Raw genomic sequence first — 14,267 nt, 5'->3', positions numbered from 1 at the left:
GTGCGCCCCTACGCGCGCGTGCGTCAGCCGCCCAGCTCCTGATACCTCGCCGCCAGCGTCGTCGCCCCCTGCTCCGTCAGCGAACCGAACAACCGCAGCCGCGAGATCCCCCCGTCGGGATAGATGTCCACGCGTGCGTGCGTCCCGATCGCCGGGGTCGGGAGGACGAAGCGGTGGTTCGTGTCGGGCTGGAGGCGGGTGCGCGGGAGGATCTCGTGCCAGTCGCCGGTCTCGCCGTCCCGCACCGACACCGATGCCCAGCCCGCGCTGTTGCCCTTCAGGTACGCCGTGTCGATCTCCACGGCACGGATCCGGGACTGCGCCGCCAGGCGGTAGCTGATCCAGTCGTTGCCCTGGTCGCGGCGGCGGCGGGTCTCCCAGCCGTCGTCCATCTTGCGGGAGCGGCCGGGCTGGATGGTGTTGCTCGCGGGTGAGTAGAAGAGGTTGGAGGCGTCCTCGGCGAAGCCGCCGTTCTCCAGGGCGACGACGTCGAACGTGCCCAGCGCCGCGAGCCAGTTGGGGTCGGGGACGACCTCGCCGTAGACCCGCAGGCGGGCGATGCCGCCGTCGGGGTGCTGGTTGACGCGGAGGTGGGTGAAGCGCTGCTCGGTGGCGATGGCGAAGCCGTTCGCCGCGTGGCCGCCGACCGGTGTGCGCGGGACCAGGGGCGTCCACTTCACGTCGTCGGCGAGGAGGTCCTCGGGGGACGGGGAGCCCGGGAGCGAGACGCCCTCCACCGACACCGCCTGCGGGTAGTTGCCGCGGAAGTGGGCCGTGTCGACGACGATCCCGCGGATCACGCCGGGCGCGCCGAGGCGGACCAGCGCCCAGTCGTGGTCCTCCGCCGTCGGCCAGGGGTGCTCGGCCGAGGCACCACGGCGACGGCGGGTCTCCCAGCCGTCCATGATCTTGCCCTTGTGGCCGAAGTGCTCGGGGTCGAACTCGGCGGGCCCGGGCACCAGCAGGTTCTCGCGCTCGGCGAAGAACTCGTCGTTGGCGGCGATGACACCGGCGCCGAGCTGCCGGTCGGCGAGGTTGACGTACTGGGTGAAGGGGAAGTCGGCCGTGCGGTAGTCCGCGTACGGGTCACCGCCTCCGTAGGGGTTCGCGTCGCCGGTGAAACTCGGAATCGCCGTCACTGCTGTGTCTGCCTTTCGGGAGTGGGCCGCTGCGGGTGCGGAGTGGGTGAATCAGGCTTTAGGGGTCAGGAGTTGACCTTTCGGGTGGGTGAACTCGCCGTCCAGGGGGCGGCGTTCGGGGTGCGCCGGAACCGCATCAAGGCATGCGCGGCGCGGCGGAACCGGATCACGGCTTCCGGACCAGGAGTTGGCCCTTCGGGTCGGTGAACTCGCCGTCCAGCACGATGCGTTCGCCGCGCAACCAGGTCGACTTGACGACCCCGCTGAGGGTCTTTCCGGCGTACGCCGTGACGCGGTTGCGGTGCTGGAGGGCCGCCGGGTCGACGGTGAACGTCTCGTCCGGGGCGAGGACCGCGAAGTCGGCGTCGCGGCCCGCCTCGATGGCGCCCTTCTGCTCAAGTCCCGCCAGCTGCGCGGTCCTTGACGACATCCAGCGGACGACGTCGGTGAGGTCGTGGCCGCGCTTGCGGGCCTCCGTCCACACCGCCGCGAGGCTCAACTGGAGGCCGGAGATACCGCCCCACGCGGTGGCGAAGTCGTCGGTCTTCAGGTCGGCCGTGGACGGGGAGTGGTCCGTCACCACGCAGTCGATCGTGCCGTCGGCCAGCGCCTGCCACAGCAGGTCCTGGTTGGCGGACTCGCGGATCGGCGGGCAGCACTTGAACTCGCTTGCCCCGTCCGGGACTTCCTCCGCCGTGAGGGTGAGGTAGTGGGGGCACGTCTCGACGGTGATACGGACGCCCTCCGCCTTCGCGGCGGCGATGAGCGGGAGTGCGTCCGACGAGGACAGGTGCAGCACGTGCACACGCGCGTCGAGGCGCTTCGCCTGCGCGATCAGGCCCGCGATGGCCGTGTCCTCGGCGTCGCGCGGGCGGCTGGCCAGGAAGTCGGCGTACTTGGGGCCGCCCTGCTGCGGGGCCGCCTCAAGGTGGTGCGGATCCTCCGCGTGGACGATGAGCAGGCCGTCGAAACCGGCGATCTCGGCCAGGGACAGGGCGAGTTGGTCCTGGTCCAGATGCGGGAACTCGTCCACGCCGGACGGGGACAGGAACGCCTTGAAGCCGAAGACGCCGGCGTCGTGCAGCGGACGCAGGTCCTTGACGTTGTCGGGCAGGGCGCCGCCCCAGAAGCCGACGTCCATGTGGGCCTTCTCCGCGGCGACTTGCTGCTTCGTACGGAGGTTGTCGACCGTCGTCGTCGGCGGGAGGGAGTTGAGCGGCATGTCGATGAGCGTGGTGATGCCACCGGCCGCCGCCGCCCGCGTCGCGGTCCAGAAACCCTCCCAGTGGGTGCGGCCGGGGTCGTTCACGTGGACGTGAGTGTCGACCAGGCCGGGCAGCAGGACGTCGTCGCCGAAGTCCTCGAACCGTGCTCCGGACGGGACTTGGGCGTCGTACGGGAGGACGGCCGTGATCTTCCCCCCGGCGACCGCGACCGCCGCCGCGCGTATCCCCTCGGGAGTGATGACACGTGTGGAGCGCACCACCAGTTCAGCGTCGGACACCCGGACCCCTCTCTGCCACCGTCGTCGCTTCCGTCACTTCCGTTACTTCCGGGAAACGGGATTTACGTCCACGTAACGGAATTCAACGTTCTGTTGAAGGAGTCTTCACTCCCGCTCCCGTACCGTCAAGGGCACACATCTCCACGATGCGCCTCATGCGCACACTCTGGACGTTTCCACAAAGCGGAATTAAACTTCCGGCAAGCAGAACGTAGCTACGCACAGGCGGGGAGTCAACCGACCCCCGGGTAGGCTTCAGCCCTTCCCGCCCGTGCCGAAAGGAACGCGCCGTGCCGCCGTCCAGCGTGAGCAGCACCGACTCCACCAAGTCCGCCACGGGTGGTGTCCAGTCCCTCGAGCGCGCCTTCGACCTGCTGGAGCGGATGGCCGACGCGGGCGGCGAGGTCGGCCTGAGCGAGCTCTCCGCGAGCAGCGGCCTCCCGCTGCCCACCATCCACCGCCTGATGCGCACGCTCGTGGTCTGCGGTTACGTCCGCCAGCAGACGAACCGGCGGTACGCGCTCGGCCCGCGCCTGATCCGCCTCGGCGAGTCCGCGTCCCGGCTGCTCGGCACCTGGGCCCGCCCCTACCTCGCCCGGCTGGTCGAGGAGACCGGCGAGACGGCGAACATGGCGCTGCTCGACGGCGACGAGATCGTGTACGTCGCGCAGGTGCCGTCCAAGCACTCGATGCGCATGTTCACCGAGGTCGGCCGGCGCGTCCTCCCGCACTCCACCGGCGTCGGCAAGGCCCTCCTCGCCAACACCCCGGACCACGAGGTGCGCGCGCTGCTCGCCCGTACCGGCATGCCCGCGGCCACCGAGAAGACGATCACCACGCCGGACGGTTTCCTCGCGGCACTGGAGGACGTGCGCCGCCTCGGCTACGCGATCGACGACAACGAGCAGGAGATCGGCGTCCGCTGCCTCGCCGTCTCCGTGCCCAACTCCCCCACCGCCGCCGCGATTTCGATCTCGGGCCCGGCGGGCCGGGTCACCGAGTCGGCGACCGACAAGATCGTGCCGGTGCTCCAGCAGGTGGCCGGCGAACTGTCGGAGGCACTGGCCAGCCAGAACCCCGCGTGAGCGGCGGGCAGTTCTGGCCGGGCCGCTACACCGACCGGCACGGCACCGAGGCCGTCGTCTTCGAGTCGGACGGCCGGGAGTCGATCCGTACGACGATCCGGGGCGTCCGCTTCGAGGGCTCCAGCATGGACGACCTCGGCGCGCTCGGCGGAGAGCCACCGGAGGCCCCGTTCACCTTCTTCGACGGCGGACTCTGCTCCTGCCTCCTGGAGTGGGAGGTGCCGCTGTCCGTCGCTGTCGAGGGGCAGGGCACACGGACGGCGGTGCTGGACTGCGCGTTGCGGCTCGGGGACCCGGCCGGCCCTGGGCGTGGGTTGGACGCGGAGACACTGACCACGACCCTGCGCCTGGACGGGCGCGAGTACCGCAGCGCGGAGGGCGACGACGACTTCGAGGACGCGCTGAACGAGGTCCAGCGGCAGCTGCCTGACGGGGCGCGACTGCGGGCCTGCATCGCATGCGCATGGTCCGACTACCACCCGATAGGGCACGGGCTGACGGGCGACCTGGCCTGCTTCCGTACCGCCAAGGACATCTACCGGCTGGTCGAGGGCAAGCGCGGCCCGGACAACATCTTCGACGCCTGGGACTCGCTCACCGAATTCGTCCAGGAGACCTGGCTGTGCGGGGAGTTCGAGCACCGGAGCACCACGCACACGGGCTACCGGGGACCGTTCCCGGTGCGTCGCTGGTGGTGAACTAGCCCTGCCCTCCCCGAGGTTGACCGAACAGGTCCACGGCATTGCGTACGTCCGTCAGACCCCGCGCGAGAGCGCTCACGGAGCCGATCGCACCGGCGATCAGCAGCAACGAGCGGCGCAGGCGCGGGATTTCGGGGACGCCGTCGATGGTCATCGCGGCCAGCGCCGCGAGTTCGTCCTCGGCGATGACACGGTCGGGGAACTCGGCCGGATGCGCGGCGAGTTCGCGGCGCAACCGGGACACCGCGGTCCGCAGTTCCGCCACCCTCGGATCCTCGTCACTGCCGGTCACTGACCTCTGCCCCAAGCTCCGCAACACAGCTCTCCCCCCTCGCACGTCTTCGTGCGCAAGAACTTTGTGATCCCGCCGCGTACCCCGCAACACTGGTCGGGCGCCGAGGGACGCGGGCAAGTAAACGCCACCCGGTGCGGGGCGCGCCACTCCGGGGACCGAAATTAAGTAGGAGGATTCCGTCCGGTCGCCGTCGCGTCAGGTATGCAGGACGCATGACGCGAAACGAAGACCAGGTCGCCGGGCTGCTGCTCGCCGCGGGAGGCGGCCGGCGGCTCGGCGGGCGGCCCAAGGCGCTGCTACGACACCGGGGGCGGCCCCTCGTGGAGCACGCGGTCGGGGTCCTGCGCGCGGCCGGCCTCACCCGCGTCCACGTGGTCCTGGGGGCACGTGCCGACGCCGTACGGGAGCAGGCGGAGCTGACCGGGTGCGTGGTCGTGGAGAACCCGGAGTGGGAGCAGGGGATGGGGTCCTCGCTGCGGGCGGGGCTCGACTCGCTCTCGGGGACGGGGGCGCGGGCGGCGCTCGTGTCGCTCGTCGACCAGCCCGGGATCGGCGCGGAGGCGGTGGCGAGGGTGCTCGCCGGATTCGCGGACGAGGACTCCCTCGTCTCGGCCGCCTACGACGGGGTACGCGGCCATCCGGTGCTGTTCGGCGCCGCGCACTGGGCCGGGATCGCCGAGAGCGCGACCGGGGACCGGGGGGCGCGGGCGTATCTCAAGTCGCACGCGGACGCGGTCACGCTCGTCGAGTGCGGGGATGCGGCACAGCCGTACGACATCGACACTGAGGCGGATCTCGTCCACCTTGAGTGAGCGGAGTGGCACCGAGCGCCACTTTGACTCGATCCGGAGAATCTCGACGTCAACAAACCATTGAACTTCCACGATGAGGAAACTAGTATCCACTGTTCAGAAGCGCCCGACGGCCCCTCGGGTGCTCCCAGCCCTACCCGGGTCACCTGGCACCCGGTGCCACGCTGAAGGAAGTGACAGTTCATGTCCGCACCAGCGCCGTCCTCGCCGGTCATCGTCGACGCCGAACCCCTGCCCCGGCAGGACGAGGTCCTCACCGCCGAGGCCCTCGCCTTCGTGGCCGAGCTGCACCGCCGGTTCACCCCCCGCCGGGCCGGACTCCTCGCCCGCCGGGCCGAGCGCCGCGCGGAGATCGCCCGTACCTCCACCCTCGACTTCCTCCCGGAGACCGCCGCGATCCGCGCCGACGACTCCTGGAAGGTGGCCCCCTCCCCCGCCGCTCTGAACGACCGGCGCGTCGAGATCACCGGCCCGACCGACCGCAAGATGACGATCAACGCCCTGAACTCCGGCGCGAAGATCTGGCTCGCGGACTTCGAGGACGCGTCGGCGCCGACGTGGGAGAACGTCGTCACCGGTCAGCTCAACCTGATCGACGCCTACACCCGCGCGATCGACTTCACCGACCCCAAGTCCGGTAAGTCGTACGCCCTGAAGGCCGAGGACGAGCTGGCGACCGTCGTCATGCGGCCCCGCGGCTGGCACCTCAACGAACGGCATCTCCTGGTGGACGGTGAGCAAGTCCCGGGCGCCTTCGTGGACTTCGGGCTGTACTTCTTCCACAACGCGCAGCGGCTGCTCGACCTCGGCAAGGGCCCGTACTTCTACCTCCCGAAGACCGAGTCGCACCTCGAAGCCCGCCTGTGGAACGACGTGTTCGTCTTCGCGCAGGACTACGTCGGCGTCCCGCAGGGCAGCGTCCGCGCGACCGTGCTGATCGAGACGATCACCGCCGCGTACGAGATGGAGGAGATCCTCTACGAACTCCGCGACCACGCCTCGGGGTTGAACGCGGGCCGCTGGGACTACCTGTTCTCCATCGTGAAGAACTTCCGTGACGGCGGGCCCAAGTTCGTCCTCCCGGACCGCAACGCGGTGACGATGACGGCCCCGTTCATGCGGGCGTACACCGAACTCCTCGTCCGCACCTGCCACAAGCGCGGGGCGCACGCGATCGGCGGCATGGCGGCGTTCATCCCGTCCCGCCGTGACGAGGAGGTCAACAAGGTCGCGTTCGAGAAGGTCAAGGCGGACAAGGACCGTGAGGCCGGGGACGGTTTCGACGGCTCCTGGGTGGCCCACCCCGACCTGGTGCCGATCGCCATGGCCTCCTTCGACGCGGTGCTCGGCGACAAGCCCAACCAGAAGGACCGGCTGCGCGAGGACGTCGACGTCAAGGCGGCCGACCTGATCGCCGTGGACTCGCTGCACGCGAAGCCGACGTACCCCGGACTCGTCAACGCCGTTCAGGTGGGCATCCGTTACATCGAGGCGTGGCTGCGCGGGCTCGGCGCGGTCGCCATCTTCAACCTGATGGAGGACGCGGCCACCGCCGAGATCTCGCGCTCGCAGATCTGGCAGTGGATCAACGCGGGCGTCGAGTTCGAGAACGGCGAGAAGGCAACTCCCGAGCTGGCACGGAAGGTTGCCGCCGAGGAGCTGGAGAACATCCGCGCGGAGATCGGCGCGGACGCCTTCGCCGCGGGCCATTGGCAGCAGGCCCACGACCTCCTGCTGGAGGTCGCGCTGGACGACGACTACGCGGACTTCCTGACGCTGCCGGCGTACGAGCAGCTCAAGGGCTGAGGCTCAACTGCCGCAAGACGAAGCTCACTTGTCCGAGTGGCCCAGGGACTTGTCCGGGGCCACTCGGTCGCGTACGAGCTTCTTCACGGCCGTCGGCTCCGGGAAGCCCTGTTCGCGCCGGTCCCACACGACTTCGTCGTTGACTCGCACGATGAAGACGCCGCCGGTGCCGGGTTTCAGGGAGAGTTCCGTCAACTCGGTCTCGAAGGTGGTCAACAGCTCCTGCGCCAGCCAGGCCGCGCGGGGCAGCCACCGGCACTGGGTGCAGTACTCGATCTGTACGCGTTGGGTCATCCTAGGTGTACCGACCAATCCTGTTCCGCCGCCGGTTTGCCGTGTAGGTCGGGGACCCGCTTGAGCCAACTCGGGCGGCCCTGCTGTGTCTTCGCCGCGCGGAGGGCCTCCTCGGCGGCGCGTTCCTCCCGGCTGGGGAAGTCGGTGGGGAGCCAGGCCGCGGAGGCCCGCACGCGCGCGTGCAGGTAGGCGACGTACGCCTCCCGTACGGCGTCGGGTGTCGCGAAGCCCGGTTCGCCGGCCAGCCAGGCGTCCGGCACCTCGGCCGTGATCCGGCGCAGCAGCTCCTCGGTCACCTTGGGCGCCAACTCGGCGTCGGCGGCACGGGTGTCGGGGCCGTAGTGACCAAGAGCGTGATGACGGAAGTCGTAGGACTTCGCGGGGTCGGCGCCGTCCCAGCGGTGGTGGAAGACGAGGGCGGCGCCGTGGTCGATGAGCCACAGGCGCGGGGGTGCGATGCCGAGGGTCGGCCAGATCATCAGGTTCGAACTGTGCACCGTACGGTCGACGTTGACGGTCAACGCGTCGAGCCAGACGATCTTCCCGGCCTCCAGCGGGTCGACCGTGCAGCGCGCGGCGATCTCCGGGGTGAAGTCCCGGGCGCCCGGCAGGAAGTCCATGCCGAGGTTCAGACCGGCGCTCGCGCTGTGCAGGTCCCGCACCTCCTGGTGGGGTTCCTCGTCGGCGATCTCCGGGTCGAAGTGCACGAGCACCAGCTCGGGGAAGCGCAGTCCGAGGGCGCGGGCCAGCTCCCCGACGATCACCTCGGCGACCAGCGCCTTGCGGCCCTGCGCGGAGCCGGTGAACTTCACGACGTACGTGCCGAGGTCGTCGGCCTCGACGACTCCGGGCACGGAACCGCCGGAGCGCAGGGGCTCGATGTAGCGGGTCGCGGTGACCTCTCTCAGCATGTCCGGCATGAAACGAGCATAGAGGCAGGTCAGCGCCAGGAGGGGTGGCCCTCCGGTGTGCTGCCGGTGGTGAGCCTGCGTGCGCCCGTGCCGTCGGCGCGGACGGCCCAGATGGCCGGCTGGTCGAAGGGGCCCCGGACGAACGCCACCCACTTGCCGTCGGGCGACCAGACGGGGTCCATCTCCTGAGCGGCGGTCTGCACTAGCGTCCGGTCGCCCGTGCCGTCCACCTTGACGATGTGGATGTCTCCCCCGGTCCCCACGTTCGGCGCCCCGGCGGTGTAGGCGAAGTACCGGCCGTCCGGGGACCAGACGGGGTCGAGCGCGCGCCGGGCCTGATGGGTGACCTGCTGTGGTTCGGCGCCCGGCCGCGACGGGTCGACGACGTGGATCTGCCAACCCGACGTCTTCTGGAGGCAGATGGCGATGTGCTTGCCGTCGGGGGACCACGCCGGGTCCTCCACCTTCGCGGTACCGGTGGTCAGTTGCTGCGCGGAACCGTCCGCGACGGTCACGACGAACAGTTGCTGCACCCCGTCCTGCCGCCGCAGCACGGCCAGCCGCTTCCCGTCCGGCGACCACGACACCCGCCCACCCGAGATCGCGGCGACCCGGCGGACGTCGGTACCGTCCGCGTTCGCCGTCCAAACCGCCGGTTCCTGCCCGGAGTTGCGGGTGAACGCGAACGACTTGCGATCGGGGGCCCACTGCGGCAGCGCGTCACACGTCCCGTCGATCAGCTGCTTCGGATCGTCCTTGGTGGAGTCGCGCCGCCCGATCACGCTGTGGCACGTCGACGACCCGGGGTCCGTGTCCATCCGCACGAGCAGCGGGGCGTCCGGGAACGCGGCGGCGGTCACCCGCGGCGACGAGGACACGCTTCCCCCGGCGGCGCCCTCGTTCCCACCGGAACCGGAACCGGAACCCGATCCCGAACCGGTCCAGGGGTGCCACACCAGCACCCCCGCGGCGACGGCCACGACCAACGCCGCCGCTACGACCGCTGCCCTACGGCGACCTCGTGCCCCCTCGGCCCCGGCCGTCGGCCCACCGCCCACCGCTCCCGCACCACCGGGCGAGCCGGGGGCGGGCGTGGGCACGAACACGGGCGCGGGACCGAAGCCGGCACCGGGGCTGAAACCGGAGCCGGGGTTGAAACCAGGGTCCGGATTGAAGCCGGGGTCCGAACCGAAGCCGGGGCGCGGGCTGAAGTCCGGGGCGGGCGACGACTGGACGGTCCGGGGATGGGAGACCCCGGGCGGCCTCTCGTCGGACGTCGGCGCGGCCGTGGGCGCCTCCGCGACCACCGGGGACTCGGGCGACACCGGCGACTCGGACGGCTCGGGCGACCACTCACCGACCCCCGGCCGCCTCTCCGCGCCCCTCGGCGGACCCGTCATCCCCGTACGCGGATCCGTCGGCGCCCCCGGCACTCCTGGCATCTCCGGCACCCGATCCACCCCGACGCCGACGCCGTACGCCCCCATCTCCTGGCTCCGTACCAGCGCGGTCGCCTCGGCCGGAAGCCACACGTCCGACGGATGCCGGACCGTCAGCCGGTCGAGGAACTCCGACGGGGTGGGGCGGTCGCGCGGATCCTTGGCCAGGCAGGCCGCGACCAGGTCACGCAACTGGCCGGGCACATCCATGAGTTCGGGCTGCTCGTGGACGACGCGGTACGGCCACGCCGCCGACCCCCCGTCCCCGAAAGGCGCCCGGCCCGCCGCCTGGCCGAGGACGACACCCAGGGCGAACATGTCGACCGCCGGTGTCAGCGTGCCCCCGGTCAGCTGCTCCGGTGCGAGGAACCCGAGCGTGCCGATCTGGAACCCGGTCTGCGTGAGGGCCGTACCGTCGAGGGCCCGCGCGATGCCGAAGTCGATGACCCGGGGGCCGTCCTCCGCGACGATGATGTTGGCGGGTTTCAGGTCCCGGTGGATGACCCCGGCCTGGTGGATCGCCGCCAGCGCCTCGGCGAGGCCCGCGGCCAGCACGGTGAGTGTGTCCGCGGGCAGGGGGCCGACCCGGTCGAGGACGGCCTGCAACGTCGGGCCGGGGACGTACGCCGTCACCAGCCAGGCGGGGTCGCCCTGCGGGTCGGCGTCCACGACCGGCGCGGTGTGGAAGCCGCCGACGCGGCGCGCGGCGGCCACCTCGTCGGCGAACCTGCGCCGGAAACCCGGTTCCGTGCTCAGTTCGGGCCGTACGACCTTGACGGCCACCGCCCGGCCCGACCGCGACCGGCCGAAGTACACGACGCCCATGCCGCCCTGGCCGAGCCGTCCGACCAGCCGGTATCTGCCCTCCCCGACGGAGGCGGGATCACCCGCTCGGAGCGGTTTCATGACTCCCCCATCTCGCCTCTCCGGCAAGGCGGTTGGACCTCATCGGCCCCGACCCCCGTCCCCGTCGAGCGACCATTTCCAGCCGCGAGGCTCCCCCGATACCGGCCACCAGTCTAGGTGCTCCGCTCATGACGTCACCGGGTTCCGAACGGTTCCCTTCCGCCCCGCCCTTCACCCGGAACGGTTCACCCCGGCCCGCCCGACCTCACCCCGCCAGCGGATTCCGCAACGGCAGATAGCGCGCGTCGGCGCCGTCCGCCCCGGTCCAGCGCAACAGCAGGTTCGTCTTGCCGGGCAGCGTGGGTGAGGCGAGGAGTTCGGCGACCTCTGGGACGTCGTGGCGGGCCAGTTCGGCGCGGACCGCAGGCCAGGGGTCCAGCTCCGGGTGGCGCTCGGCGAGAACCCCGGCGATCTCGACGAGATGGTTGACGACCAGGCAGTACACCAACCGCTCCCACCCGGCCCCCCGTTCCACGTCCGTCAGCAGCTTCACGCCTTCCGCGTCCCGGTACAGCGCCTGCACGGGCATCCCGTCCGCGTCGACGGCGATCAGCGTGTTCTGCAGATGCGCCTCGAGTACGACGCCGTAGTCGGCGAACGCCGTGATCGCGGGCGGTACGACCTGCCTCAGATACGCCTCCCACCAGGCCCCCGGGTCACCCGTACCGTCGAGCGGGTTGCCCTCGAACCCCTCCACCAGCCCCGCGGCGAGCAACGGAGTCGTGCCGGGCAGGAGGTGGTCGTGCAGGCCGTCGCGGACCAGGACGGCGAGTTCCTCGAAGGCGAAGTCGGCGGTGCGGTAGCCCCGGTCGCTCAGCCAGGCCGCCGGGCCGGACATCGCGGCGAAGGCGTCCCGGACGGCCGTATCCGTGCGGTGGAGTTTCAGCAGGTCGTGGCGCCACAGTCGGCGTACGTCATTGGTGATGCGCACATCGAGGCTGAACTTCAGGAACAGGTCCTCGACGGGGTCGTACACCGTGCGGATCGCGGCCGTCGGCCACGCCTCGGTCGCCGTCGTGCCGAGCCGGATCAGCCGCCCGTCCTCGAAGGCGGCCGCCAGGCCCGCGCCCACGAGGTCCAACTGCCAAGGGTGCGCGGGCAGCAGCCGGTACCCGGGCGGGGCCTCCCCGAGCGCGTCCAGCGCCGAGACGTCCCCATCCTCCACGACCGCGTCCTCGCGCAGCCCGAGCAGCACCAGCGGGAAACGGGCGTACGCCTCCGGGGCGTAGGGCAGCCAGCCGGCGACGGGGCCGCCGCCGCGGGCCTTGGGCGCGGGATGGTAGGGATGGCCGGTGATCAAGGACTGTTCGGAGCGGAGATACGGGTCGTCGGGCGCCGTCGCCCGGTCGCGCGCGGTGAGCAGGGCGGCGACGGCGTCACGGCTGTCCGTCATCTCGGCGGGCAGTTCGTGGTTGGAGACTCCGGTGTGCCGGGTCAGTTCCTCGGCGACGAGCTTCACGAGTTCGGTGTGGTCGACGCGCCGCCAGTCGCCGTCCGCGTACACCTCGGGCTCGGCGGGCCGCCGCTCACCGCGCACCCGCAGCAGCCGGCCGCTGTCCGGCAGCCGGTACACGTGCCGCTCCCCCTGGTCCGGGAGCGGCCGGGCCACCTCCCGCAGCAGACAGTTGAGCAGGGGCGCGGCCGCGTACGCGTCGGCGCGCTCCGCCACGTCGTCGCCCGGGGGTGTGAAGTCGACGCGATCCATTCGTTCCTCAAGTCCGTGTCCTGCGATCGCGATCAGTATGTCTCTCGTCGCACAGTGTCCCGCCGCCCCGTCTCTCGCCGCTCTGCCTCTCCCCGTCCCGCCTCCCGTCGTCACCGATCATGACGCCCCGTCCGCACCCGAGGAGTCGACCGTGGACCGTCCCCCGCTTCCCGAGACCGAGGTCGCCGAGGAACTCGCAGCCGTCCGGCCCGACCTCGTACAACGGTACGCGGCCGAACTCCCCGGCGCCCGTGCGGCGGTGCTCACCCGGCTGTGGCGGGCGCTCGCCTTCGAACCGCTGCCGTGGATCGCCGGCCGGACACCGGGCCTCGTCCTACGGCTCTCCGACGGCCGCCGGCTGCGCGGCCCGCACGCCGACCCGTACGCGACCGACGCCTACGTCACCGTCGTCCACCTCGACGACATCGCCTACGACGATCCGGCGCGGCTGATGACCGACCTCGCCGTGCCGCACGGCACCGCCTTCGCGGCCGAACTCGGGCACAGCGTCGCCTCGTTGGCACTGTCCCGGGCCAACCAGCCCACCTCCTCGGAGGATTGGCCGGTGCGCGACTGGGAGTGGGAGCAGCGGATCGTCGACGGGCACCCCTTCCACCCCAACTGCCGTTCCCGGCCCGGGTTCTCGGTGGCCGAGCAGCTCGCCTACGGCCCCGAGCACCGGCCTGTGGTGGCGTTGGGGTCGGTGCCGGTGCGGGTGGAGGAGTGTCTGGTGACCGGGGTGTGGCCGGATGAACTGCGGTCCGCTGGGCGGCTGTTGATCCCGGTGCACCCGTGGCAGGCGGCGCATGTGCTGAAGCGGACCGGGGACGCTCCGCTCGACGCGCATCCGCTGATGTCCCTGCGGACCCTCGCCCTGTCGGACGGGCCGCACGTCAAGACCGCGCTGAGCGCCCGGCTGACCTCCTCGGTGCGGGACATCTCGGTCTACTCGATCGGCTTGTCGGCGACGCTGTCGGCGTTCGGGGAGACACTGGCGGCGCGCTCGGACGGCCTGTTGCACGTCACCCGCACGCTGGGCGCGGCGACCGCCGACTCACCTGATCTCGCTGCCGTGCTGCGCGAGTCGCCGCAGACGTACGCGGACACGGAAGCGGGCGAACGGGTCCTGCCGGTGGCCGCCCTCGCGGTCACCGACCTGCCCCGATCGCCCGCCTGGCTGGCCGAGTTCACGCGTCTGGCCCTCGTCGTCTGTCTGCGGCTGCTGGAGTCCGGTGTGGCCCTTGAGGCGCACGGTCAGAACCTGCTGGTGGTGCTGTCCCGCACGGGTGCCCCCCTGCGCCTGGTCTACCGCGATCTCGCCGATATCCGCGTCAGCCCCAAGCGCCTTGCCGAACAAGGGATTCCGGTACCGGACCTCAGCGGACGCATCGTCACCGACGACGAACTCACCCTGCGCCGCAAGCTGTTCGGCTCCCTGGTGGGGGGAGCCCTCGCGGGCACGGCCGGTTCCGCCACGGCGCTCAGGGCGGCGCTGGCAGCCGTCGTACCGGATCTGCCGCGCACGCCGGACCTGCGCACGCTGCTCGAACAGCCTTTGCCCAGCAAGGCGTTGACGCTGATGCGGCTGTCGCCGGAGCTGCCCGGGGACCAGTGGACCGGGCTCCCGAACCCGCTCGTTTTGGAGCCCGGTCCATCTGATCAATAGGATC

At 71.3% G+C, this 14,267-nt stretch carries 12 protein-coding genes; 5 read left to right on the top strand and 7 right to left on the bottom strand.

What is annotated here, in order from left to right:
• Nucleotides 1–23: 23 nt before the first annotated feature.
• Together alc and allB are read right to left on the bottom strand one after the other, a co-directional pair.
• A complete protein-coding gene (alc, locus tag R2B38_RS34190; RefSeq protein ID WP_318019674.1) occupies nt 24–1,139 on the bottom strand; it encodes an allantoicase in 1,116 nt (371 codons plus the stop codon).
• A 166-nt stretch (nt 1,140–1,305) separates the two neighbouring features.
• Nucleotides 1,306–2,643, bottom strand: a complete 1,338-nt coding sequence (allB, locus tag R2B38_RS34185; protein ID WP_318019673.1) for an allantoinase AllB — start codon at nt 2,641–2,643, stop codon at nt 1,306–1,308.
• 290 nt (nt 2,644–2,933) lie between these two features.
• On the opposite strand from allB, the gene R2B38_RS34180 reads away from it, so the two are divergent.
• Both R2B38_RS34180 and R2B38_RS34175 read left to right on the top strand, forming a co-directional pair.
• Nucleotides 2,934–3,728: an IclR family transcriptional regulator gene (locus R2B38_RS34180; RefSeq protein WP_318019672.1), complete on the top strand. Its 795-nt coding sequence runs from the start codon at nt 2,934–2,936 to the stop codon at nt 3,726–3,728.
• Entirely contained in the window at nt 3,725–4,426 is a 702-nt protein-coding gene (locus tag R2B38_RS34175) for a DUF6304 family protein (RefSeq protein WP_318019671.1), read from the top strand. Before R2B38_RS34180 ends, R2B38_RS34175 begins: the two co-directional genes overlap by 4 nt.
• A 1-nt stretch (nt 4,427) precedes the next feature.
• Here the strand turns inward: R2B38_RS34175 and R2B38_RS34170 are convergent, their stop codons facing one another.
• On the bottom strand, nt 4,428–4,748 hold the full coding sequence (locus R2B38_RS34170; RefSeq protein WP_033279463.1) for a DUF5955 family protein: 321 nt from the start codon (nt 4,746–4,748) through the stop codon (nt 4,428–4,430).
• Nucleotides 4,749–4,936: 188 nt separating this feature from the next.
• Here R2B38_RS34170 and R2B38_RS34165 point away from each other — a divergent pair, with 188 nt between their 5' ends.
• Nucleotides 4,937–5,536 carry a nucleotidyltransferase family protein gene (locus R2B38_RS34165; RefSeq protein ID WP_318019670.1) on the top strand — a complete coding sequence of 200 codons (600 nt, stop codon included), beginning with the start codon at nt 4,937–4,939 and terminating at the stop codon, nt 5,534–5,536.
• A gap of 183 nt (nt 5,537–5,719) precedes the next feature.
• Nucleotides 5,720–7,342: a malate synthase A gene (aceB, locus tag R2B38_RS34160; protein ID WP_318019669.1), complete on the top strand. Its 1,623-nt coding sequence runs from the start codon at nt 5,720–5,722 to the stop codon at nt 7,340–7,342.
• 24 nt (nt 7,343–7,366) lie between these two features.
• Here aceB and R2B38_RS34155 read toward each other — a convergent pair whose 3' ends face one another.
• From R2B38_RS34155 to R2B38_RS34140, 4 genes are all read right to left on the bottom strand, one after another.
• Complete coding sequence (locus R2B38_RS34155) at nt 7,367–7,636, bottom strand: SelT/SelW/SelH family protein (RefSeq protein ID WP_318019668.1); 270 nt, start codon at nt 7,634–7,636, stop codon at nt 7,367–7,369.
• Complete coding sequence (locus tag R2B38_RS34150; RefSeq protein WP_318021865.1) at nt 7,633–8,547, bottom strand: HipA family kinase; 915 nt, start codon at nt 8,545–8,547, stop codon at nt 7,633–7,635. The genes R2B38_RS34155 and R2B38_RS34150 overlap by 4 nt, the downstream gene beginning before the upstream one ends.
• 29 nt (nt 8,548–8,576) lie before the next feature.
• Nucleotides 8,577–10,892, bottom strand: a complete 2,316-nt coding sequence (locus R2B38_RS34145; RefSeq protein ID WP_318019667.1) for a protein kinase domain-containing protein — start codon at nt 10,890–10,892, stop codon at nt 8,577–8,579.
• 205 nt (nt 10,893–11,097) lie between these two features.
• On the bottom strand, nt 11,098–12,597 hold the full coding sequence (locus R2B38_RS34140) for an IucA/IucC family protein (protein ID WP_318019666.1): 1,500 nt from the start codon (nt 12,595–12,597) through the stop codon (nt 11,098–11,100).
• 151 nt (nt 12,598–12,748) lie between these two features.
• Here R2B38_RS34140 and R2B38_RS34135 point away from each other — a divergent pair, with 151 nt between their 5' ends.
• On the top strand, nt 12,749–14,263 hold the full coding sequence (locus R2B38_RS34135; RefSeq protein ID WP_318019665.1) for an IucA/IucC family siderophore biosynthesis protein: 1,515 nt from the start codon (nt 12,749–12,751) through the stop codon (nt 14,261–14,263).
• The last annotated feature ends 4 nt before the right edge of the window (nt 14,264–14,267 follow it).

Source organism: Streptomyces sp. N50 (assembly GCF_033335955.1).
Classification (GTDB): Bacteria; Actinomycetota; Actinomycetes; order Streptomycetales; family Streptomycetaceae; genus Streptomyces.
Note: the sequence above shows the minus strand (reverse complement) of the source record. Positions and strands in the feature narration are given on the sequence as shown.

Coding starts and splice junctions, on each gene's coding strand:
- R2B38_RS34165 (WP_318019670.1), top strand. CDS start 4,937: ATGACGCGAAACGAAGACCAGGTCGCCGGGCTGCTGCTCGCCGCGGGA.
- aceB (WP_318019669.1), top strand. CDS start 5,720: ATGTCCGCACCAGCGCCGTCCTCGCCGGTCATCGTCGACGCCGAACCC.
- R2B38_RS34155 (WP_318019668.1), bottom strand. CDS start 7,636: ATGACCCAACGCGTACAGATCGAGTACTGCACCCAGTGCCGGTGGCTG.
- R2B38_RS34150 (WP_318021865.1), bottom strand. CDS start 8,547: ATGCTGAGAGAGGTCACCGCGACCCGCTACATCGAGCCCCTGCGCTCC.
- R2B38_RS34145 (WP_318019667.1), bottom strand. CDS start 10,892: ATGAAACCGCTCCGAGCGGGTGATCCCGCCTCCGTCGGGGAGGGCAGA.
- R2B38_RS34140 (WP_318019666.1), bottom strand. CDS start 12,597: ATGGATCGCGTCGACTTCACACCCCCGGGCGACGACGTGGCGGAGCGC.